Origin of the sequence: Sphingobacterium tabacisoli (assembly GCF_017908035.1) — a bacterium.
Lineage (GTDB): Bacteria > Bacteroidota > Bacteroidia > Sphingobacteriales > Sphingobacteriaceae > Sphingobacterium > Sphingobacterium tabacisoli.
Map to the genome: position 1 here is coordinate 223,969 of NZ_JAEQMU010000006.1, position 23,791 is coordinate 247,759.

Here is a 23,791-nt window from a genome sequence, read left to right on the forward strand (position 1 = left end):
TTATAAGCTATCTTTTTGATATAGAATGATCTTTGTTTTTAACTGTTCAGGCACCTCCAAATACAGACTCACCTTTTTGTTCAATAACTTCTCAGCCTTCCCTGCAGCCTGCAATAAATATGCCGAATCGATATTTTTTCCTGTCACCAATACTTCGATATGCCCAGAATTGACTCCTACAGCATAATCTCCAAAGAGCACAACCTGCTCCACATCGCCAGCACGCTCCAACACCTGTTCGATGACCTGATCTATACCCAAGAAGTGATGGATCAGTCCCTGAAGCGAACCAAAAAGAGCATGTTCCGCATTCGCGCGATAATACACCTTCTGCTCTCCATCTTCCCGGATCAAATAACCGGCATCGGTCAACTGGTTCAGTTCCTTGCGAATAGCATTGGTTGATTCATTAAACTCCTCCGCAATACCACGCAGGTACCCGCGATTGCTCGCCGACACAAAAAATTTAATCAATAGTTTTAATCTCGTCTTAGACGTAATCAATGAATCCAACATTGGCTAATAGTGTTGAGCAACAAAAGTACTCGTTCTAAATTAAAAAGACAAATTTAAAAAGAACCCAGCGATGAGTTATGGGATGGCTCCAGCAAACTGATTCCTCCACTGCACCGTTTGCTTATTCAAACGCTCTGTTTGATTGATCTCTGATGGCTGTTGATGTATCGCCCGGCTCATTCTATTCATCACTTGCTCCAATTGATCAATCATCTCTCTCAGTTGATTGATCATAAAGCCCATTCGATCATTCATTTAAAGTAGATGATGGGTCGCATGGTTCATTTGATCAATCATCTGCTTCACTTAAATCATCACCTGGTTCAGTTGATTGTACTCCCGAGCCATTTGATTGATCGGCTACCTTATTTGATTCATCATCCAGTCCTCTTGATTGTTCCCCCAAGCCATTTGATTGATCATTTACCTCTTTTGATCCATCATACAGTCCACTTGGCTATACTTCCGAGTCATTCGATTGATCGACTACCTCTGTTGATCCATCATACAGTTCACTGGATTATACTCCCGAGCCATCTGATTGATCATCCAGACCACTTGATTGATCGGCTGGCGCAAAAGGACATTCAAATTCGAGATCCTTCTAAAAAAAGTGAAGGGTATATCCTATGCTTGTACAACACCTGTACAGTGCCTGTTCAATTTTGCCCAATCTTGTACAAAAAATCGATTGCCTTTGACATTCAGCCCAGTTTTGGGGTATGAACAGAATAAGGGAACAGATCAGAGCGCCCCCCACTTTGGAGTAATGGGAAAGAGTGATAATCCCGAAAATCGCCGACAATTCGGCATAGGCAGAGATAAAGGGGATGAGTAACGAAGCCAAGAGTTATAACTTTCTTAACTAGATAACTCGTTCACTTGCGTAGTGCAACGAAGTCCCGACATAGTCGGGAATAACTACATAACAACTAATTAAATCATGAGAAGAGATAAAGTAAAAACAGATTATACAGGAGTAAAGGACAGCGAGCTGGCTATTCTAGCGGGCAAGATTGCTGGATTTATGGAGGGCAACACCCTTTTCAGTACAGATATCAAACCCACCGCGGCAGAGCTACTCGCTGCGGCCGAAGACTACCGCATCAAACATGAAGTAGCCATCAATGGAGGCTCCACACATGAGAAAGAGCTCAAGAAGGCGGCGAAATCGAAGCTTCAGGGTATGTTGACACATCTGGCGCATATGGTCAATATAGAAGCTCAGGGCAATACGGTAGCGCTCAGCAGCACGGGTCTCATATTCAACAAACAGCATACGGCACAGCAGGAACCGGGCACCACAGACCGGATCATACTTAGAGACGGTCGCCTGGTTGGGCAAATGCGGGTCGATTTTGACCGCATACACAATGCCTACGAATATGAAATACAGGTCGGCGAGATGGACAGCACCTCAGAGCGGATTATCTGGGGGGATACACATCTAACACCATCTAGCAACAATACGGTTATTGCTCCGCTGACACCTGCCACACGCTATTATGTACGTGTACGGGGCCGCAATAAGATAGGTACGGGCGACTGGTCGGATCCGGTATCGATGATCGTCAGGTAGACAGATGCTACTGACGGTAAAACGTATCAGGCAGGGGAAAAATAGTACCCTGTCTGAAATCTATCTCGACGGCAGCTTCGTATGCTACGGATTAGAGGACTCGGTCCGCGACCGCAAGATAAAGGGTAGCACGGCGATACCTGCCGGACGGTACAGACTAGGGGTCAATAACTACGGCGGTATGAACTCCCGCTACAAAAAAGCCTACCCAAACATGCACCGCGGTATGATAGAGATCATGCATATACCCGATTACAGCTATGTATACATCCATGTAGGCAATAACTTTTCGCATACTGCAGGTTGCCTGCTGGTGGGCAAAAGCTTTGTATACGATGACAAGGACTATATACTGCAACAATCGGCCAAAGCATACAAAATGCTATATCCGATCCTGATCGAGGCGGTAATGCGTGGAGAAGCAACGATAATTATCAATGGTTAAAAAGGAGGTTACAATGTTATATAGTTACAAGGTTATAGCTCCGGTTGTTCACAAACCTTTATAACCATCATAACTTTCTTAACCACCATAACTTAAAATCAAATGCACGAAATCATCAAGAAAATAAGCAAAGCGGTACAGATCGTTCTAATGGCGCCGATCAAACTGCCGGGCAAGGCAATGAATATCATCAAGTACGTTGCCCTGGGATTAGGTATCATCGAATCGGTATTACCTGAGGACAAAAGTAAAGGAGAGTCTGGCCCTAATTCACTTCGGGAGGACACAGACACCAGAGAACGTGAACAACAACAGCATGAAAGCAAGTAACCCACAGATCGGTACACTAGGTGGTACACTCTGTTCGGTATGGGCTTCGGTCAGCTGGGGAGATTTATTCCAGACCGTACTCATGGCCGCTATCGGTAGCCTGGTCTCCTATGCGATCAGCGTATTGCTCAGCCGCCCCGACAAGAAGTAAACGCACATTACAGTCAGCATACCGGCTAACAATTTCCTTAAAACTAAGAACGCCTGAAGTACATCCCTTCAGGCGTATTTTTTTGAACACCTGCTACTCAATACCCAATACTCACAACTAGCTACTCATCACAAACTCCTTCGATTTTGTGTAGTCAACCCGCTATGCCTACAACTTCAAGTAAAAACTCGAAAAGCTATAATCGTAACTATAACTTTTGCAATATTTGAACATAGTTATAGTTATATCTAAAACAATACAGATGACAACATGCACTAATATTACTCAACCATTCTACCTAAATCGAACACAATCTGTCAATCTAAAGAGTTTTTTAATCAACAAAGGAAGTAATGTACTTATGTAACTGCAATTAACTTAATGGTGATTAAGTTAATCGCGGTTACATAAACAGCAAATATTTCTTACGATACTATATAGCAAGTCGTCACTCAACACTTGTCACTACCCATCGACTTCAGATATTTCAAAGCTTAACCCATAAAAAAATGAAGTAGTTTACATTACCAGTATACAAAAGTTTATATTAGTAATATACAATATTATATACTGACAACTCTCTAACCTCATAACTAGTTAACTCGATCACTGGATAACTTTGATAACCTAAAAACTACACCTTCCCCTTCGGCACCGAATATAACTCCCGCAGTCGCATCACCTCGCTGGAGATAAAACGTACACCACCTCCTTCTTTTCCTATCCGCACTTCGGTGACCAAGCCCTGCTCGCGATGCGACACCAGCGTACCGCGCGAGAAATTTAGCACATCCAGTGCTTCCTGGGTGGTCATGAGCCAGTCGCCCTCGGCCAGTACCAGATCGCTGATATGTATTGTCTTCCGCCGGCCCGAAACGGGCAATTTTTCTGTTAAATCTTCTCCCAGATCAGCTACAGATGTTGCATCCTTGATCGATTGCTGTGCACACAGCCTTGGTAACGCCTGTTCCAGAACGGTCAGCACCCGCTCTAGGTACTCCGACTGAGACGTATGAAACGCCTGCATAAGGTCGAACAGATCATCGATCCGACCTAGGATAAGTTCTCTATAATTATGTGCTGCCCCATCGGCACGGCAAGCCCATGCCCCCTCTTGTGCAGCCTTAAAATCCTTGTTTTTCATAGTTGGGTAGTGGTTTGTGACCCACTGCCGAAATCAGGATCGGTAGCTCGGATAACAAAGCACCTATCCCAGTCTGTCTGTTTTATTGTGCGGGACTGTCTTTCATCTTGATCGTTACGAAGGTATCCCATACTTCGTACACGAGGTCAGCTCTATTTTTCATAAATGCATCCACATTGGCGTGGCCGATACGGGCTCCCAGTGCACAGGCCTTTGCGATATCGGCCTTCAATACGCCGCCACGGAGCAAACGCTCCACCGTCCTGGGCTGCAATACCAGGCGATCTCCATCGCGCACATCCGGGTAGTAGGCATGCATCATATTGACCTGATGCTGTTGGTTGGTCCGTAGCATCCACTGTCTCAGTCCCAACTCGTCCAACAGCTTCATCGCGTCACGACACTCGACCCGTGTACCATCCACCAGCCACACAATAGCCCGCTTGGACATCGTCTGGATATAGACGATATCAAAAAATCGGAAAAAGCCCGCTGCAGAGAAAACAGGACCAAGCTGGTCGAGCATGCGATCGTAAAAGGAAAAGAGCGTAACCCTGACCGTATCCTCTGACGGCACTTGAGGGGCTGGCCGACGCGCGGTCAGTGCATACCAGTTGTAAGTAGGAAAGCGGACCAGCCATACCGTCAATGCCGCAGACGCAAGCACATACACCGAAAAACGCCAGCGCATATGCGCCCACATAATCTCTGCAAACCGCGCCTCCTGCCAGTACCACACCGCTGTAAAGAGGACGAGTACCGTTAGTCCGGCCAGTATGCCCAGCGTATAATACAACCAATCGACAAAAAGCGCACGGGCAGCTATAGGACGATCGCGCCGCCGATAGACCAGAAAAGATAACCAGTATGCGGTGACCAGCACCAAAACAAGCGTAAGAAGATAGAGGATCAGGAAATAAAAACTGATACCACCTCGCATCCAGGTACCATCCAAGGCTACCCGATTGTATAAAAACGGTACGCCAAAAATGAAAACAAAATAAGGCCAATAGGAGTATAACTTCATGTTTATTGGATTGGTTAATTAATAAACATAACCAATACCCCAACAATAAGCAACTCTTTTTGAAAAATATTACAATAAATAAATGTCAACACCTGCATCTGTTACAAGATTATTGTCTTAATAGGCCAACATTAATCCAAAAAGCCTCAGATTATTGTATAGATAACCTTGACAATAAACCCCATGACAACATCGAGCATTGTATCATCTTGTATTAAGCCCGAAATTCGTAAATCAACAATACACTATTTTATGAAGCAAAAATTTGACAATGCAGGGGTGGATTACATCCAGAACGAGACACTCGCACTGCCTCCTCCCGCACGACAGACACGATGCAATCTGATACGGGCCGATCTACATGCTGCCCTGGATCAGCTATTTGCGCTACATCCCCACCAGCAGGCGCAGCTATCCATCATGCCTACAGACCTGAAGGATAAACTCGGTGCCGCTATAGCCCGCATTTGGGAGGCAGGGGGCAAAGTCGCCTTTGACAAGGAGACCAAAGATGAGGACGGTCTACCCGACAAAAAGATCCTCGAAGTGTTCGGCATAGATGATGCCCCTGCACCACAAAACCTATTATCGACAGAGCCCGTGATGATACGGATACGCTACAGATATCCGCTATAAACCAAAACGGTCAGCTCCTCACCGGGATACTGTACCGAAATCCGGTATCCCAGACTTATTTGATAGGGAGATAGAAAACCAGTATTATGCGAAAAAGTGCTTTTTTTAAAACGGTACTTGAATTTGGGCCAGCACTGGCTCCCCATCAGGTCGGCAAGCTCGCTCCCACAATGCGAATAAATGATAGTGAGATCACCTACCGAAGCCGGCCGGGGCGAAGCTGCATCGAGCAGGAGTTCAAGGGATTTTTGGGGTATATCCAATACTACGAGATCCTAATCGACAGCGATATCACCATACCCCTAGAAATACGGCAGCGCGATATCTATGGGCTCTACTCGCTACGCGTAAAAGGCAGGATGCACCTGTGCGATCAATATGGCAAGAGGATAACAGCATTTAAGGATAGACGGGCTCTGTACCAATACCTACCTCCAACCGAATATTACCTACATCTTACTGCCGGCAAGTATCAGTTCTTATGTTTCTATTTTGACATTGGCATATTCGATGGAGGCGCCGATGAGTCTTTTGATTTTTTAAAAGATCTACTGGATGCGCAGCGTACAGCAGCCGTCGTACCGCGAACAACGAATGATTTTTGGATAGGCCCTGTGACAGAATATACCATCGAGCTACTCTTTGCAAACCTCAAAAGGAGCGACCTGGACTCTCAGGTATTTATCATCCATACGATGAAAGAACTCGTCAAACTGGCTCTCAAAAAAATAAATGAAGATCGGGATGGGACGACGCATAGAGCAAGAATAGCCAATGCGGCCAAAATATTGATCGCAGGCTACGTCGAAGAGTATGGCATCAAATGCCACCTGGAGCGCATCGCGGATAAGCTAGCCATATCTGTAAACTACCTGCATATTGTATTTAAAGGTGAAACGGACACCACCCCTTTGCAGTACATCAATGAAATGGTCTTGATCAGGGTCAAAAACATGCTCGATGAGCGCCAAAGCATACGCAATGTAAGTGAGAAATGTGGCTTTGCCGAGCTATCGGGCTTTTACAGGTTTTTCAAGCGGAAGACCGGTATGACGCCAAAAGAATACCAAAATAGATAGCTTTCAAGGATTTGCCTATAGACTATCAAGGATCGGACAAAAAGAAAACCAATACCTCCCCCTATCTTTGATTTATCAAAACGCAAGTACAGCGGATCGGCGACACCAGGTGTCAATGAGAAGGGGAAGCTCACCAAAAGGGTACACCGTGCAGGCTGTGCCCAGGTGTATAAAGAAAAAGCGACAGCTACAAAAAGTGGGGTACCAGTGATCACTCCGCCCCCAATAGAATAATGAGGGAGATCGGCTGTTATTAAAATTAATAATATGGAAAAGTTAAAAAGAAATTGGCTACGTGCCATAGGAGTATTAACATTAGTTTTGGGAGTATTTTTCGTTGTAAAAGCAATGGATTACAACAAATTAAAAACATCTGAACCGGAAGAGTTACATTGGTTTCAGATTGATGGAGCCTACACAGATACAGATGCTGTCTCTCCGAGCAACGCTTCATACATCAACTCCAATCCTATTCCTCCCGCAGGAACAGGTTGCAACGGCACAGCAAAACAATGCGTGTCGGGATTCTTAGAGTCTCAGACTGTAGTAGTAGGTGGTGTACGTATGCTCAACGGAGCTCAAACACCAGCAGAAGTTGCCTATTACAAAAACTAATCATCCGTTATACTTAACGGTTAAAAGTCTTCAAAGTCTACGCATCGACTTTGAAGACTTTTTCTTTCCCCCTACCTATAATTGAGATTCTGCTCCATCTTTGGATTGTTTGTTATTTCATCCTGAGGAATAGGGTACCATACATCCCAAGAATTCCATTTAGATTTTATTGCCGATAACACCGCGTCAGCACGACCTGTTCTTTTCAGATCCAACCAACGATGCCCCCATTCGCACATAAGTTCCAGTTTTCGCTGCGCTTCAATCTCTCTTAATACGATATCTTTATCATCTACACTATGAAAATAAGGTATCCCTGCTCGTTGTCTTATATAATTGATATCACTTCTAGCTTCATCAAAATTAGAAAGGTGCGTTTTAGACTCCGCCCGGATTAGATACTGTTCAGCAAGCCTCAACATAACATACCACTCCTTTTGGGCAGCAGGTGTGTATTGCCGGTATTTGTTTGGAAAATGGTATTTGACATTTCTGACCGTACTTGTACCAATCCAAGCCAATTTTCTTTTATCGTCAAGATCAAAAGAATTCAATAGCCCATCGGTCACAATGTACCGTGGTACAGTGGTAGCTCGTGCAGGCACAAAGTAATAACCTTCCCATGTAGCTCTATCAGCAATTACAGGCATCAATGCCCAGATCGTCTCATTGCTATTTTGCTCGAAAACCCGCTCAGGCGTAGATTCCAAGTTGAAACCACCTTTATCAATGACCTCGGTTGTTAACTCCACTGCCGCTACATAGTTTTTTTCGTAAAGATATACCCGAGCCAACAGCGCGAGAGTGGCATAATAACCGGGTCTTTTTATATTTTTTTTATTTTTAGAAAACACCTCTTTGCAATAACTCAGATCCTCTTTGATAAGATCATACACCTCTTGTTCAGAAGATCGTGGTAATACACTGTTCACCTTATAATCCGTACCCAAAACGATTGGTACGCCACCGAAGATATTGACGAGATAGAAATTGATATAAGCCCGAACAAAACGTGCTTCTGCCAAAAGGGAGGCTTTCTGTTCCGCTGTTATTGTACCACTATTCGCTATGCCTTCCATACAGGCATGCACAGCATACAGATACCTATATGCCGAAGTCCACAGATAGCTCACTGTAGAATTGGTACTGGAAATAGTATTCACGAAAAATTCATCATTACTGTTTGATGCTGTCTGTCCGATTTCGTCGGCCGACATACCCGGAAAGGCAGTCATGCCTCCAGAGCAAAAGTCCAATGAATACGCCTGCATCATCGCAACATATACTCCGGATATCGCTGCACTTGCATTTACACTATCGGTAAATACGTTATTATCTGTAATTTCATTTTTGGGTAGGTCAATATCGAGCAATCGACTACAGCCTACATGGAGCAAGAAGAATACACCCAAAACAGCTTTCCATCTATTTTTAAAATTTGGTCCCATACATAATATAGTTTTAATAAATTACAATGACAGTTGTATACCCCCAGTTACCGTCCTGAGAACAGGCACACCGTAGAGCATCTGTGTCTCCGGGTCATTGCCGGCATAATTACTTATCGTGAATAAGTTTTGCGCAGCAACATACAACCTTAGTCCCCGGATTTTCAACTTTTGTGTTACTCCGCCAACATCGTATCCGATTGCGATATGTCGACACTTGATATACGAAGCATCTCCGTATGTGCCAGAGGAGTTTTTAAAGAATCTACTGGTATCAAACACCTCACCATAGGCCGTAGAAAGGCGTTGAAAATCGGAGACATCTCCGGGTTGCCGCCAGCGATCCACCATGGATGCGGGTACATTAAATGCCATACCTGGCATCGATGCATAGACCTGCTGTAGATAATTTGCCCCTATCTGCTTCCGAAAATCAAAATGTACATCTAAAGATATTTTTTTGTATCTAATCGAATTGAGCAACCCTCCGTAATACTTAGGATCAAGACTTCCAAATGCTACATAATCATTCAGCCGACCGTACGAAGGCATTTCAGGAGCAGAACTGACTGCCCCATCCTCCTTTCTAAACTCAAACAAACCACTCGTCGAGTTGACACCCACATAGTCAAATCCTAAAACGGTATTGACCGACTTGCCTACCACATATCTGGTATTGTAACTGGAGGATTCTATCCCCGGAAAGCTGACCAATTTATTCTTAGGGAAGGTTATGTTGAACGAAGTCGTCCATTTCAGACCTCCAGTCTCAATATTCTTGGATGTAATTGCAACCTCTAACCCCTTATTCTCCACTGTAGCATTCCAATTCTGCGGCACCGTATTAAATCCTGCAATTGCAGGTATAGAATAAGTGATAAGCTGATTGCCCGAACGGTTATTGTAATAAGAGGTATTCATCAATATCCTATCCTGTAAAAAAGCTAGGTCTAATCCCACTTCCATTTTTTTTGTTGTTGCCCAGTGTAACTTTGGATTATACAGGTTTTGCGGGAGGTAGCCAGTCTCTCCATCATAGGGGTAGGTAGAACTCGCCCATCTCGGCAGATATAAATAATCCCCTATGGCATCCGATCCTGTCACACCATAGCTCCCTCTCAATTTCCCGAAACTCAAAAACGACAACATATCCTTCAGGAATCTCTCTTCTGTAAGCAGCCAGCCTACTCCAAGCGCTCCAAAGGTACCATACTGCTTTCCGGGGCCAAACCGACTGGATCCATCCCGACGGATACTGACATTTGCAATATACTTATTGCCCCAGCGATAGTTCATCCTTCCGAATGCAGCCGCATAACTGTACTGACTAGACCCATCGGTCACATTTCTAACGGCAGCGGCCGAAATAGACTCGATCAGATCGTCATTACTATAGCCCGATCCCGACATCTCGACCCTACCGTTGCGTTGTCTCTGCAATGTTGCACCGGCTAAGAAATCTAAATTGCTCTTTCCGATAGCGGTATAGTAGGTCAATTGTGGTTCCACAATCCAGGTCTCCCATTCATTCGTCCCGAAACTCGCCGTAGCGGTAGTTCCGAACACAGGATTTTTGGCAGCACGCGGCACTCCCTTATATTCTTTACCATCTACACTGTTATACCCTAAACTGGTCTTAAAAACCAAGCCCTTTAAAATCTCATAGCTCATCATTAGATTACTATTTAGCGTCGTATTACTGATGCTGTATTGATTGCGAAGATAGGACAGCGGATTGTCCGTAGACCCGACACCAAATGGAACGCCCTTATATTCCCATAACAGCTTACCCTCTGCATCGATGAACTCGGGAAAATTTGGTGGCAATCGATATGCCGATAACAGATCTGGGGTACCAGACGAATTATTCTTATTATATGCGTACAGAGCAGACATGTTGACATGAAATTTTTGATCTATCGAACTGTGGTTTAGATTCCATGAAAGACTTCCCCTATTGTCCGAATAGTCCCCCGGAAAAATGAACGTATTTCTATTGAACCCTGCTCCTATGCGAAAATTGGTGGTTCTAGCTCCACCCGACAGCGACATATTAACAATGGTATTGTGAGCTGTATTTCCCATAAAATAATCTTTCCAATCGGTATACCTGTTCTGATCAAACAGCAATAGGTCCGGTGCATAGCCTTCATCCAAAATAGTTAGATTAGGACTTAGGTTTTCATTTTCCAAGGCTTCACTCCGCATTGCCAGATATTCTTTGGTATTCATCATACGCATGGTCTTACCGATCACACTAACTCCAGATACTGCATCCATAACAAAGGATGTCTTTCCTTCCTCATTTCCACCACGTTTGGTCGTGATCAGAATTACACCATTCCCCCCTCTCGCACCATAGATCGCTGTAGCATCAGCATCTCGCAAGACTTCTATACTTTCGATATCAGCAGGATTTATGCCGTTGAATGGACTTATACCTCCACTATTCGTATTGCCTGAACCTATCCCTTGGGTAGCAATTGATCTGAACAAATTAAGGTTATTATTTTGTGGAGCAAATGGCACACCATCTATTATAAACAAAGGATTATCCAACGGCACGCCCTGTTCCTGAATATTAGCGCGCAAACTATTCTGTCCCCTCACCTGTACTGTGAATGCTGCTCCGGGTAAACCACTCGTATTTGCAACAACAAGACCAGGAACTCTCCCCTGTAGCGCTGCCAATGGATTTGAAATCGGCTGGTCGGCAATATCCTCCGCCCGCACCGTAGTTACAGAACCTACATTGTAACGTTGTGTAGTCGTACCATAACCGATCACCTGCACTTCGTCAAGCACGCTAACAGCCTTTTTCAGGACTACCCTGATATCGCGCAATTCGTTTACTAGAACTTCCTGAGCTTCATATCCTGTCCCAGTAAATCGTAGTATGGCAGATCGGTGCACACCTTTTATTAGGAACCGTCCACGATCATCGGTAATGGACATCTGACCCGTACTGATATTTTTTACGGTTATCCTCATTAATGGTATGCCTTCCTGATCAGCAACAGATCCAACGATCTGCTGTGCTGATGCCCACAATGGGAATAGAATAAATAGCAATTTTAATAAATGTCGCATCTTTATTTAATTTATGTTTATTGGTTTTCAATTCGTCGCTTCAGAAATAGTGACTACCCTTATCAGTTGTTGTTTTTCTATCACCTGTAGCCCCACATTCTTCAATCGCTGTTTGATATGATCAATATCAAATCCCTTATTTCCAAATTCCAGTTGACGCCCAGTCCCCCATCCTGTTTCGTCAAAGACAAAAAGTCCTGATGTCTGCTCTAACCAGGAGGCCAGCTGAGGCAATGTATAGGTATGCTCATCAGGAGGCAACTCTAGGGAAATAGGTGATTTAGCGTCGATATCGCGGATGATCCAACAAGGGTATTCCTGCTCTTTCACCGTGACTGTATAGCCAAAAAAACGTTTGAGATCAGCTTGCATGACACATCTAGCCTCTGCCATACTTCTTTCAGGAAATTGCACTTCGTAGACGAAACTATTATCTGCCAGCCAGGTCTTCGAAACACTATCAGTCGAAAACCGTTCGCGATTCACGACATCCAATACAACCTTAGTAGGAATACTCTGCTCTTCTGATGTATAAGCATAGTGGTACAGGTTAAATAGTGGTGTATTGGTGAATGTAATGCGCGAAACTGCTTTGTTGATCTGCTTCTGTACAAAACGCGTGCGCACCAGCCCCGCAGTAAAGGGGGTAATTACAGACCTATATAGATAGGCAGCCGCGCTACCGCCATTTCCCTTCTCAAATAGCGGTTGATCTCGGCAATAATCTAGAGGCTTTACATAAGATGACAATATGGGCTGTCCCTGTATGGCGCGTGCGATGTTAGCATCTGTGATATCTTCACCTTCGGTTACAGCGACAAGTCTATTATGCATTATCCAGACATAATGTGGTACCGTGCGATGCGGAAACAACTTATCTAGAATCGTATCCTTTACTACTGAAGTAAAGTTATAGCGATTTCTGTTTTCTTTGAGCAACTTGCCCACTTTTTCGGGGGTATCTCGTGTAGAGGCGGCGTTTACAAGAAGAACATTGATATCTTTCGCATGGCCCACTTTATGGTCATAGAGATTCGGAAAATTCTTGATGCAGCTACCGCACCAAGTAGCCCAAAAATCTAAGATGATTAACTCCTTATCACTATAGTCAATGAGTTTGATATATTCTTTTCCCTCTGGATGATTGACTACCTGTAAGGGCATGTGCCACAATTCGTCTGGCATGGCATCTCCTATCTGCAAAGCATTAGGCTTAAGGCCTTTGGCCTCCTGCGCCCAAGCAGGAGAAACCAAAAGACCACTAAACAACTCACAGAATAATATTATAACATACGACACGTCATTGCAAACGTAGTGACGCAATCTATTTTGTTTTATCGAGCAGACATCCCCCTGCCCAACAGACAGTCCTCTCCCACCCCTTAAAAAATTGTTCATTTTTTTAAAGATTTAGATTTGAGGCAAAACCGTAAAAGAGCAAATAGGTAAATTTGACGTAGTGATTTTACGAATTCTCAGCTTTACGGTTTTACCGCAATAAAATAATATTGAAAGGCAGACGAGGATTATTGGGTTATCTCATAAGGGTCTAATAATTGGTGACGCCTCATCTGCGCATGAATAAAAACCGACTCGTTTCTTATAGAAAATCTATATTTATTTGATTCGTATCCTTGCAAGTGCATTTATATTTTCCTACTTTTAGATTGCGAAGTCCATAATTGTGGAAAACAAGCCTGCCTTGTGTGGAAACAGTCCATAAGCAAGTCGGAAAAACCAAAAGAGAAGTACTGATTATTGACCATTCAGGCCCTTAATACGTATTAGTTTATAGACTGTGATCTATGTCCCCCCTTCTTTGGTTTTTAATGTTTTGAAGCATTATCCGGGTGGGCAAAGCTTGTTCTTTATCAGTACGCGTAGCGCTGGGTAGCAGTCTCGACCTAGGGTCGCTTGCTGTACACTAGTGTTGGTGAAAGACTCTTGTGTCGTCATAGTTTATAAAATTTGGTTACACATTTAAGAGTCTCGCTGAGGAAAAATAGAGCTAATAAAAAAGGATAGGCTTCTACCTTCCCCCGCCTAGTTGGCACCAGCAAGGGCCGACACGGGTTCCAGTAGAAGCCTATCCCATAGATTGTACAAAGATATACAAAATAGGGAATATGCTCCTAAAGGTCTCGCGTCTTTTAAAATTGCTGGTTTCACTAGACGAGACTCAATCAGCGAACTGATTGTTAGACAAATATAATTGATAATTAATTATAATCAAAATATTGATGAAAAATAATTCAGATTCCACAAAAACATCTTCACTGAAGACCTTGGCCATACTTCAAAACAAACAGATAGGAGAAAGGCTGAAAGGGTTAAGAAATTTGTTAGCCAAGCGACCTGAAGAAATTTCTAGTGTACTGTCAATGAGTACAAATACATTAAAAGGGGCAGAGAATGGAGAAAATGTTGGGATAGAGGTCATCAATGAACTTATACTCTTCTACGGGTATACTCTGCAAGAGTTCTATTCCCTTAAGAAGCTCCCTAGTTGGAAAGCTCTTATGCAAAGAATTATTAAATACCATATATCAATAAAGAGTGTTGCTCACGGGATACTAGAAGAGCGTTCTGGCTTGATGGAACTACTTGAACATAGATTAATACCAAACACAAAGCTTTTTGAAAATTGGGTGGATGAACAAGGGGTCATAGATTATTGTAAGAAAAACTACTCATTTACATATGATACTGCAACAAATACATTGAATAGCGCAGTGAAGAAAGGTTGGTTGCAAAGAGATGATAATATTTCCCCTAAAAAATATAAATTGTCTTGAGTTCTAAATTGAAACAGAAATACCATTCTCTTTAACCAATTATACGACAAACGTCCAATAATAGGTCAGGTATCTCCTGCGGAAGAGAAGAAATAGAAAACGGGAAAACGAACATATAGTTTGTAGATGTCTCGACAAATAATAGCCACCTCCAGAAGAAAACCAAAAGGAGATAAAAAATAAGGGGGAATTATAAAGGCCGCCCCCGATTAGACTTCGATAATGGGTCAAGAATTACCTACGGAAGAGAAAATAGTTTAACACCAGATAATCCAAAATTAAAATCCAGATATTCCAAAGTTTAATATTGTATCTAACTTAAACAATGGAAGTTAATTATGTAGAAAGGATTACAAGAATATTAGCTGAGGAGATTTGGATTTGAAGTGTATGAGATAAAATCCACTCAAACAATAAGCGCACCTTTATTTAAAAACTTAAAGCATTTCGCTGAATTGGTCGAGCATCAAATCGTAATACCTCATTTGATCTATGGTGGTGAAGAAAGCCTGATACGTAGCGGTGTAAAGGTACTGCCCTGGAAAATGACGGTAAAGTAATTGAGACTTCACTGAAAGACCTGGGCAAGAAATGGTTTGCCTTTTCTAGAATGGATAGCTTGGTTGAGGAGGTGCTGGAATAGCGACTATATAAATAAGCCCCTGCTGACGCAAGGGCTACCAAGCCAATTATGACGTCCTCGAGATGAGGATGTCTTAAATTATACTTTTTTAAAAAAGAATAAAATCTCTGCTCTTATTAATCTAAAATCAAAAAATTAGCGACATGCGGCAGATGATCTGAAGCCTCCTCACCAACCATAACATGTGATCCTTTGAACTGAAATAGATCTTTAAAAAGAGAATTAAAAGCAAAAAAGTCAATAGCACGCTTCGGAGTTTTTACTGGAATAGTAAAACCGCATCCACCAAGAGGACAAGAGAGACTAAAGGATTCCTGCAAAAGAAGCATTTCCTCACTGGTCGGTGTCGCATTAAAGTCCCCACCGATTATCAGTGCTGCGCCCAATTTATTTTCCAACTCTCTGATAGCCTGCACCTGAGCTGTTCTATTGGGCACATTCAGATCTAGGTGGGTAGATCCAAAGTAAAACTCTTTGCCATTGGGCAATCTGATCTGGGCCAAAGCTATACTACGCTGTTCTCCAGCTACAGCCATAGGGAGATTAACTCTTTGTGTCGATACCAGAGGGTACTTACTAAACAAAGCAACACCATACTCTCCTCCATCGTGGTCGATAGATTTAGAAAAATAGGCTTTCATATGTAAGAGTTTCTCCAACTCGGCAATCTGATCAACATTGCCCGAACGCCCTGTAAAACGATCCAACTCTTGTATAGCCACTATACTGGCTCTACTTTTTAATACTACATCTGCAATATTTCTTAGGCTTATTTCCGTAGAGTGAGCAGGAGCTCCGTGATGACTATTGTAGGTCATCATGGTGAGTGTATCGCTTTTTATTTCTTTTGTGCCAATACTTACTGAGGAAGTAAGAAACATACTCAGGAACACCAAACCTACGAGCTGTAAAACAGCGAAATTAATTTTTTTGTATCTTATCATAACTATTACTAACAGTTGACTAGAAAGAGGAAAAAACTACTTAAATGATACTAAAAGAACTATATCTTACTATAGTCCTTTTAGTACCTGAAGCTATACGCTCCTATTTACCATCCGACATTTTGTCCCAAATTAGGATTTTTCTCCCACTGTGTCTGTGGCACAGGCCATAGGTAATTTTTTGGAGATTCGAATGCCCGATTCCATTGCACAAGCAAATAACCATCTTCGCTTTTGCGAAAAGTACCGGCGCTCAACTGTGGAAACCACGAAGCCTTGACTCCCTGTATATCACGTGCCAGAATATCACCTTGTTTCCAACGTCTTACATCAAAGTAACGATGCCCTTCTAATACTAGTTCGACACGGCGCTCTCGCTGTATCTCTGTACGCACGTCCATACCGTGCTGTGCCAAAAATGCAAGGTCCATACGCTTCATACCGACTCTATCACGAAGGAGATTGATTGATATATCTAGATCTCCCTGAGTCAGCTTCCCCTGCTCAAACCGGGACTCGGCATAGTTGAGCAACACCTCCGCATAGCGGATATGATGGATATCATTGTCATCACGGTTATAATTCGGTACGGCAGAAGGCTCTACATATTTCTTATAATAGTATCCTGTGGTAGTCACGGAGCCACGTCCGTCCTGACTAAATTTTGGCACCTGAAATATAGTGGGATCGGGATTCTGGGCTATAGGTCTTCCATCGTATCGACCTCCCCAAGTATCTCCTGGTGTCAATATAGTCTGTGTCATACGGGGATCACGGTTTTTAAATACATCGGCATAAGACGCATCGCTATATAGCGGTGACTTATCAATAGGAAGTCCATCCGCACATAAATAGGATTCTACCAGCGATCGGGTAGGTACAAACCGTGCGAACTGATCAGGAACCTGTATCTCACGGCTCAGATTGTGCATGATGATATCTTCGAGATGCATACGGGCAAAGATGGTCTCTTTATTGCGTCCGGTCGCGAGCTTGCCGGCACGGGTAAACAACTCCCAGTATGCTGTCTTCGGGTTACCATTATTATAGAGCTGATATACGCCCAGATCCATAACTGCCTTCGCGGCTGCTTCAGCCTCCTCAAAACGGCCATAGGTCAAAGCAATACGGGATTTGAGCGCCAGAGCGGTACCTCTGCTCACGCGGCCGAGATCCTTGTCTGTAGGGATCTTGACGGGCAGTACTGATGCCGCTTCGTCTAGTTCTTTCAACAGGAAATCCACTACCGTGCTCTGAGGATCTCTAGGGCCATAGAGCTCAGGATCCTCTGGGTTAAGAGTTTTCGTAATCAATGGAATATCACCATAAAAAGAGGTCAGAAAACTGTAGGCCAAAGCTCGGATAACGCGCACCTCGCCAGCTAACCGTTCTTTGGCTCCGGTCTCATTTTCAGTAGCCCCACTATAATTTTCTAGAAAGGCATTGCACTCGCGTACATCCCGATACATATTGGCCCACTCACTATTTACCGTAGGCTGTGTCACGGGGAAAACACCCGAACCTATATCTTTATACTGATTGGTGGTAGGCCACATCGTATTCTCAGCCAGGTTCTCCATATCAACAAGGTTCTTAGCCTTGACACGGGAGTAGATCGCCGTAACCGCCATCTCCAGATGTTCTTGCGTCTTCCAATAGGTCTCATCTACAATCTCGTCCTGTGGAACCCGATCTAAAAAATCACTACAGGATGAAAACACCCCTACACTGAGCAACAAAACACAAGCTAGCCTAGTATATTTTTTATATTGAATTTTCATTATTATCTATCTTAAATTTAAGTTGACACCAAACACAAAAGTCTTGACCTGAGGATAGTAAGCTCCATCGTTGCCGGAAGGTACTTCCGGGTCGTAACCGTAGAAGAAATCTGTTTTGGTAAATAGGTTGTCCGCCGACGCGTAGATACGTAACTTGCTAATACGTGCTTTTTCGGTCCATTTAGGTGAAAAAGTATAACCGACCTGAACATTTTTGAGCCGTAGATAAGACGCGTCTTCTATCCATTTGGATGATAATCGGGTATTGTGGGTACGCATATACACTAACCGCGGGTACGAAGCATCCTTATTATCTGGTGTCCAACGGTCTAAGTGTATCTCTTGAGGCATTGCACTGTTATTGATGAATGGATGTCTGGCATTCCCGGCAAGGTAACCATCGGCTTTGCCGACCCCCTGTAAGAAGAAGCTAAAATCAATATTTTTATAATTAAGATCTCCACGGAAACCATAGGTATATCTGGGAATATCACTACCCAATACATGTCTATCATCTTTTACGGTGATCTCTTTAGCATTGGGATCAGTAGGCACATAGATCAAATCACCTGGAGCGACTAAATCGCCTTTTTGAAAAGGAAACTTAGGTACATATTGGCCATTGACCAAATCAAAATCACTCGCCTGTGCAATACGGTCGGCTTTAAATCCATAAAAAGCATCAAGAGGCTGACCAACCAACCGTACTTTGTCTCCCAAGTTGACTGCATAGTTATCCAAACTTGTAATCTTATTGCGCACATCAGACAAATTGAAGGTGGCACGGTAGCCGACTTCACCTATTTTGTCCTGCCAACCGGCAACTATCTCCCACCCTTTATTCTGCATAGCTCCAGAGTTTTGAGCAGGGTAACCGCTGCCTACACCAATGACATCTGGAAGGGGTGGATATAATAACAGATCATTCGTATTATTGATAAAATAATCTGCCGTAAGATTCAAGCGCCTATTAAAGAAGGCTAAATCTAAACCAATATTAGTTTTTTCTGAAGATTCCCACGAAACCATTTCATTCGGAATAAAGCTAGGGCGGAAACCGACAACCCCGATATTTCCGATAGGATTATTCGAATTGACCTGTGAAGAGGCCAGTGTAGACATATAAGGATGATCGCGCCCTACCTTGTCATTACCCTGTGTCCCGTAAGAGAACCTTAACTTACCAAAATCCCATACACTGCGAAGCTCTTCAAAGAAAGCTTCTTCGGAAAATACCCATCCGGCAGAAAATGATCCGAACCAATTCCAACGTACACTAGGATGGAATCGGGAAGATCCATCCCGGCGGAAGTTACCCTCTAAAAGGTATTTGTTCTGAAAATCATAGTTGACCCGTCCAAAGAATGACATCAAGGCATTCTGGCTACTACTGCTACTATTCAACTGATTTTCTGTTCCTATAGCTAGAGATGGAAGGTCTACAGGCAGATGCGTGCGTGATGCACCAAAATCTGCTCCAACAGTCTCTTCTAAGGAGTATCCTAAAAGGGCCTTAATGTTATGCTTTTCTGCTAGTGTCTTTGTGTAGTTGGCTGTTGCGATAAAGGTCTGATAGGTACCCGAATAATGATCCATTGATACTTTGTTAGGATTATTGGTCTGGTAGATCAACTTGTCATCATCTGGACTATAATAGTTGATGGTCTTTAACAATGTCGTACGCTTGGAGTTGTACTTTACCAAGCCATACTGTCCTTTCAGATCCAATCCCTCAAATAGGTTGATCGTAGCACTCATGTTTGCTGTAATCTCCTGAGAGGTAAACGTATTAGTCCCCCCGTCGGTAGCAATAGCGACTGGATTGCTCTGCCCCCCGTGGTAGCCCCAGCTCCCATTGGTAAAACGAACCGGTACCAATGGCCGAATACTGAGCGCAGCAGTTAAAGCTCCTGTACCAGAAGCGCTACCATCGTATGAGCGGTCTACATAGCCTAAATTACCATCAATCTTCAACCGGTCCAAAATCTCTGTGTTCAACCGGAGACGCGCATTGTGACGGCCCGATTTAAAATTGTCTCCAACGACTAGCCCTCCTTCATTAAGATAACCGTAGGAAGCATAATACTGTGTCTTGTCTGACCCTCCGTTTAAACTTAAATTGTGGCTCTGCTGCGGTGCACTCTTTCTATAAACTTCGTCAACCCAATTCGTATTGGCAAAATAATTTGGATCGCTCCCGTTACGGGCGATCTCTATCTGCTCGGGTGTGTAGGTTGGGTTGGTACCTGCATTGATATTGGCCTCATTCTGAAGGGTCATATAATCAGCGGATCCCAAAAACTTAGGTAACGCTGTAGGTGTTTGATAACCGAAATAGCTATTTAAGCTAACATTAGTCTGTCCAGACTTACCCTTTTTCGTAGTCACCATAATCACACCGTTAGCCCCACGGACACCATATATTGATGAAGATGCAGCGTCTTTCAAGACTGAAATGCTCTCTATATCATCAGGATTAATAATATTTAGATTACCTCCTGGGATACCATCAATAACGATAAGTGGATTGGCATCTCCCCAAGTGCCTACTCCACGTATACGGAACTGTGGTGCCCGATTGCCTGGCGCAGTATTGGCTGTGCTCCGTACTGTAAGCCCAGGCATCTGGCCTTGAAGCCCTTGTCCAACATTAGCCAGCGGCCTGTTCTCAAAGGCCTCGCCCGACACCATGGATACCGCCCCTGTAAGATTGGCTTTACGCTGGGTACCATACCCTACAACCACGACCTCATCGATATCATCGGTACCCTCAGCAAGGACAATGTTGAGTTCAGGCTGACCATTCCAATTGACCTGTTTGGTCACATAAGAGATATGTTTAAAAATCAGGATCGCATCAGACTGATCAATAGTGATACTAAATCCGCCATCCTGCTGCGTAATGTGACTTCCAGCCCGTTCTCTAACAGAAACCGATACCCCCTGTATGGGAGCCCCAGATTGATCGGTGACAGTACCACGTACAGTGGTCTGCTGATGAACCAGAGAAAGGCTCCGTGCCTGATGCCCTCCACGGCGGACCAGGATATGATCGTCCATAATGGTATACTCCAGTCCATTTTGATTAAGCACTCTATCCAAGCCTGGCTTTAACTCTACAGACTGAAGATTGATACCTTCTACATATACATTGCCAAGCTCTGCATTATTGTAAACAAAACGAAAAGGAATCTGCCGCTCAATCTTTGTCAACAAAGTGGTGAGCTTAATCTTAGACTCCCGTAAAGAGATTCGCTGGGCATAAGTCTCTGCACTTACGGTGGTAAGTGTCAATAAGAACAAGACTATTACAAATTTCATGATTCTTAAAAATCGAAAAAGTTTATCTTGGCTCCCGCCGTAAACTTTCAAATTAAAATACATACTTTTAACTTACTTTAGTTCATTAAATAATTGATCTGTACAATTCACGTGGACAAAAGAAAACAAGTCTCAGGGAGTGTTACAGCACTCCTTGAATTTTTATATTCTTAGTCATTTTTTCTAAAATCTTCCATCTATCTCATAGGCTTTGTTTTTTATAAAATGATTAATTTATTATTCAGGTATTTACTTTTTATCCCCAGGTAATCCAACATCTCTATCATCTGAGATAGTTTGATTTTACGGGATATGGTACCCGTAAACTCTTGATAAGGATTTGCACTCTGCACAACCACTTCAATATCATACCAACGGGCAAGCTGAGCGGCAACGCTATAGGCGTCTGCACGATTAAAATAGAAAAATCCGTCTTTCCACAAGATGTGGTTGTTGATATTGTCTACCCTAGTAGTAACAATACGGCCATCAGTCCCAACTTTGGCCAGCTGATGTGGATGCATTCGTACTTGAGCTGTACTGGATTCTAATCGAATGGAGCCTTCTACAAGTGCTGTAGTACTAGACGACCTATCATAGGCATTGACATTAAACTTGGTCCCTAACACATCAATCTGCCCAAAGTGTCCATTGACTAAAAACCGCTGTCCCTGTCGCTTGACTACTTCAAAATAAACTTCGCCTGTCATATCAACGACTCTATCTGCTGACATCATATTTGATGAAAATGTAAGGGAAGAAGACGTATTCAACCATACTTTGCTACCATCGGGCAACAAAAAGTTAATCTGACCTCCGCGCGGTGTCCTAACGGTATGCCTTTGAGACGACTGCACCTGTCCCGTACTCTGATACTGAATCTCTCCTGATTCTAAACGGACAATACTAAAAGACTCTGACGATTTTATAACACCGACCTGTTTACTATCTAATGCCACCTCTTCGCCACTTTCTGTAACGAGAATAGCCCTATCAGTACCTGGCTCCACATCCTGAGCTGGGGTATTAACGGCTAAAGATTCTGCAGGGGAGTCAATACGATCGGTATAGAGAAATAAGCCAACACCTACTGTAATGAGCAACACAGCCGCAACCATATAGCGAACTAAAACCTCCCGACGTACGCTTTTACCGCTTGGGTATGAGATTTTAGCGGGGCTATCTCTTCGTAAAACTTTATTAAGAATGCGCTTCTTTTCCATGTCTGTGAAAGTCTGCACAGTTTCTTTGCCTTCGGACAACACTTCCTGCCATACATGGTGAAAAAGCTCCCTTTGCTCTTCTTCTGGAATACTATTTAAAAATCGATCGAATACAGTCGTATCATCTGCGGACAATTGCCCATTAATGTACTTTCTAATAAGATCTGAAAAGTGCTGTCTATCGCTTTGCATATACTATAACAACATAATGTTCTATATACACTAGACAACAGCAGAGAGAAAAAGGGGGTATTAAAAAATAAAAAAAGCTAAAAAGATACTTATAACAGAATCTTTACGCCTCAATAAATAGTTTTTTACAGAAATAGAGGCTAACTGTAGGTACTTTTTGACCGTTTCGCGTGATATCTCCATATCTGTAGCAATTTCCAAATATTTTTTGCGTTCAAATCTGCTCAGTACGAATGCGCGCTTTTGCTGATGAGGTAATTGCGCTATTGCTTCATCTAAAAGCTTGTCGAACTGCTGCTGATCTGAAGTTGTATCTATGAAATCAAAATTGGGGTTATTTTCAGCAAAAAAATCCTGCTCTAGTTTTTTACGACGAACATCAACTTTAATCCTGTTCAATGCAGCATTACGAGCCAGGACAAACAAATATGCCTCCATATTCAGAACCGAACAGATCTCAATGCGACGGTTCCATACTGTGCAAAAAACATCCTGGAGCACCTCCTCTGCCTGTGCCTTATTTTTTAAAAGACACAAAACAGCTGTAGCTAGACGATCAAAGTGTATGCTGTAAAATGTAGCAAAAGCTCCTTCATCTCCTTCGGATATAGCCTTATAAAGGTGTCTACTTTCGTGTCCTTGCATGCTGGAAAATACTCCTCATAATTTAGTAAAATTAACACTATATTCTGTTTATTAGTGGCTTAATGAGGTTAAGTTTATATTAAGGTTTTTACTAAGACGATAGTCTTCCTCTATCTAGCTAGATACAAATCTAAAAAATTCTAATTAGAATTGCTATCCCATGGGTATTCATGAGCAGTATCTCTCT

Annotated in this window: 21 protein-coding genes; 9 read left to right on the forward strand and 12 right to left on the reverse strand. The window is 43.1% G+C overall.

Going from position 1 to position 23,791, the window contains the following annotated elements; all coding sequences use genetic code 11:
* Both JKG64_RS19695 and JKG64_RS19700 read right to left on the reverse strand, forming a co-directional pair.
* Nucleotides 1-516, reverse strand: a complete 516-nt coding sequence (locus JKG64_RS19695; RefSeq protein ID WP_210355983.1) for a winged helix-turn-helix domain-containing protein — start codon at nucleotides 514-516, stop codon at nucleotides 1-3.
* A gap of 75 nt (nucleotides 517-591) precedes the next feature.
* Nucleotides 592-771 (reverse strand): hypothetical protein, encoded by a 180-nt coding sequence (locus tag JKG64_RS19700; RefSeq protein ID WP_210355984.1) that lies wholly within the window; start codon nucleotides 769-771, stop codon nucleotides 592-594.
* 358 nt (nucleotides 772-1,129) lie between these two features.
* Between JKG64_RS19700 and JKG64_RS19705 the strand changes: the two genes are divergently transcribed.
* The 5 genes from JKG64_RS19705 to JKG64_RS19725 all read left to right on the forward strand — a co-directional run bounded on the left by JKG64_RS19705 (nucleotide 1,130) and on the right by JKG64_RS19725 (nucleotide 3,021).
* Complete coding sequence (locus JKG64_RS19705; RefSeq protein WP_210355985.1) at nucleotides 1,130-1,354, forward strand: hypothetical protein; 225 nt, start codon at nucleotides 1,130-1,132, stop codon at nucleotides 1,352-1,354.
* A 105-nt stretch (nucleotides 1,355-1,459) separates the two neighbouring features.
* Nucleotides 1,460-2,095: a fibronectin type III domain-containing protein gene (locus JKG64_RS19710; protein WP_210355986.1), complete on the forward strand. Its 636-nt coding sequence runs from the start codon at nucleotides 1,460-1,462 to the stop codon at nucleotides 2,093-2,095.
* A gap of 4 nt (nucleotides 2,096-2,099) precedes the next feature.
* On the forward strand, nucleotides 2,100-2,540 hold the full coding sequence (locus tag JKG64_RS19715; protein ID WP_210355987.1) for a DUF5675 family protein: 441 nt from the start codon (nucleotides 2,100-2,102) through the stop codon (nucleotides 2,538-2,540).
* Nucleotides 2,541-2,642: 102 nt separating this feature from the next.
* Complete coding sequence (locus JKG64_RS19720; protein ID WP_210355988.1) at nucleotides 2,643-2,870, forward strand: hypothetical protein; 228 nt, start codon at nucleotides 2,643-2,645, stop codon at nucleotides 2,868-2,870.
* Complete coding sequence (locus tag JKG64_RS19725; protein WP_210355989.1) at nucleotides 2,857-3,021, forward strand: hypothetical protein; 165 nt, start codon at nucleotides 2,857-2,859, stop codon at nucleotides 3,019-3,021. Before JKG64_RS19720 ends, JKG64_RS19725 begins: the two co-directional genes overlap by 14 nt.
* Before the next feature lie 634 nt (nucleotides 3,022-3,655).
* Here JKG64_RS19725 and JKG64_RS19730 read toward each other — a convergent pair.
* Both JKG64_RS19730 and JKG64_RS19735 read right to left on the reverse strand, forming a co-directional pair.
* Nucleotides 3,656-4,165, reverse strand: coding sequence for a MerR family transcriptional regulator (locus tag JKG64_RS19730; RefSeq protein WP_210355990.1), 510 nt, complete (start codon nucleotides 4,163-4,165; stop codon nucleotides 3,656-3,658).
* A gap of 82 nt (nucleotides 4,166-4,247) precedes the next feature.
* Nucleotides 4,248-5,192: a hypothetical protein gene (locus tag JKG64_RS19735; protein ID WP_210355991.1), complete on the reverse strand. Its 945-nt coding sequence runs from the start codon at nucleotides 5,190-5,192 to the stop codon at nucleotides 4,248-4,250.
* 252 nt (nucleotides 5,193-5,444) lie between these two features.
* Here JKG64_RS19735 and JKG64_RS19740 point away from each other — a divergent pair, with 252 nt between their 5' ends.
* The 3 genes from JKG64_RS19740 to JKG64_RS19750 all read left to right on the forward strand — a co-directional run bounded on the left by JKG64_RS19740 (nucleotide 5,445) and on the right by JKG64_RS19750 (nucleotide 7,522).
* Entirely contained in the window at nucleotides 5,445-5,828 is a 384-nt protein-coding gene (locus JKG64_RS19740; RefSeq protein WP_210355992.1) for a hypothetical protein, read from the forward strand.
* 86 nt (nucleotides 5,829-5,914) lie between these two features.
* Nucleotides 5,915-6,907 carry a helix-turn-helix transcriptional regulator gene (locus tag JKG64_RS19745; RefSeq protein WP_210355993.1) on the forward strand — a complete coding sequence of 331 codons (993 nt, stop codon included), beginning with the start codon at nucleotides 5,915-5,917 and terminating at the stop codon, nucleotides 6,905-6,907.
* A 267-nt stretch (nucleotides 6,908-7,174) separates the two neighbouring features.
* Nucleotides 7,175-7,522: a hypothetical protein gene (locus tag JKG64_RS19750; RefSeq protein ID WP_210355994.1), complete on the forward strand. Its 348-nt coding sequence runs from the start codon at nucleotides 7,175-7,177 to the stop codon at nucleotides 7,520-7,522.
* Between the two features lie 71 nt (nucleotides 7,523-7,593).
* On the opposite strand, the gene JKG64_RS19755 is transcribed toward JKG64_RS19750, so the two are convergent.
* From JKG64_RS19755 to JKG64_RS19765, 3 genes are read right to left on the reverse strand one after another with little or no spacing between them, the layout of a single operon-like run.
* Nucleotides 7,594-8,970 (reverse strand): RagB/SusD family nutrient uptake outer membrane protein, encoded by a 1,377-nt coding sequence (locus JKG64_RS19755; protein WP_210355995.1) that lies wholly within the window; start codon nucleotides 8,968-8,970, stop codon nucleotides 7,594-7,596.
* 21 nt (nucleotides 8,971-8,991) lie between these two features.
* On the reverse strand, nucleotides 8,992-12,060 hold the full coding sequence (locus JKG64_RS19760; protein WP_210355996.1) for a SusC/RagA family TonB-linked outer membrane protein: 3,069 nt from the start codon (nucleotides 12,058-12,060) through the stop codon (nucleotides 8,992-8,994).
* Nucleotides 12,061-12,087: 27 nt separating this feature from the next.
* The gene (locus tag JKG64_RS19765; protein ID WP_210355997.1) at nucleotides 12,088-13,458 is read right to left on the reverse strand and encodes a TlpA family protein disulfide reductase; all 1,371 of its coding nucleotides are present in this window, start codon (nucleotides 13,456-13,458) and stop codon (nucleotides 12,088-12,090) included.
* 842 nt (nucleotides 13,459-14,300) lie between these two features.
* On the opposite strand from JKG64_RS19765, the gene JKG64_RS19770 reads away from it, so the two are divergent.
* Nucleotides 14,301-14,855, forward strand: coding sequence for a hypothetical protein (locus JKG64_RS19770; RefSeq protein WP_210355998.1), 555 nt, complete (start codon nucleotides 14,301-14,303; stop codon nucleotides 14,853-14,855).
* A 759-nt stretch (nucleotides 14,856-15,614) separates the two neighbouring features.
* Here JKG64_RS19770 and JKG64_RS19775 read toward each other — a convergent pair.
* The 5 genes from JKG64_RS19775 to JKG64_RS19795 form a co-directional block, all read right to left on the reverse strand.
* Nucleotides 15,615-16,442 carry an endonuclease/exonuclease/phosphatase family protein gene (locus JKG64_RS19775; protein ID WP_210355999.1) on the reverse strand — a complete coding sequence of 276 codons (828 nt, stop codon included), beginning with the start codon at nucleotides 16,440-16,442 and terminating at the stop codon, nucleotides 15,615-15,617.
* A 107-nt stretch (nucleotides 16,443-16,549) separates the two neighbouring features.
* Entirely contained in the window at nucleotides 16,550-18,223 is a 1,674-nt protein-coding gene (locus JKG64_RS19780) for a RagB/SusD family nutrient uptake outer membrane protein (protein ID WP_210356000.1), read from the reverse strand.
* A gap of 6 nt (nucleotides 18,224-18,229) precedes the next feature.
* Nucleotides 18,230-21,544 (reverse strand): TonB-dependent receptor, encoded by a 3,315-nt coding sequence (locus JKG64_RS19785; protein WP_246512700.1) that lies wholly within the window; start codon nucleotides 21,542-21,544, stop codon nucleotides 18,230-18,232.
* Nucleotides 21,545-21,762: 218 nt separating this feature from the next.
* Nucleotides 21,763-22,959 (reverse strand): FecR family protein, encoded by a 1,197-nt coding sequence (locus JKG64_RS19790; RefSeq protein WP_210356002.1) that lies wholly within the window; start codon nucleotides 22,957-22,959, stop codon nucleotides 21,763-21,765.
* A 60-nt stretch (nucleotides 22,960-23,019) separates the two neighbouring features.
* Nucleotides 23,020-23,604 carry an RNA polymerase sigma factor gene (locus tag JKG64_RS19795; protein ID WP_210356003.1) on the reverse strand — a complete coding sequence of 195 codons (585 nt, stop codon included), beginning with the start codon at nucleotides 23,602-23,604 and terminating at the stop codon, nucleotides 23,020-23,022.
* Nucleotides 23,605-23,791: the final 187 nt, after the last annotated feature.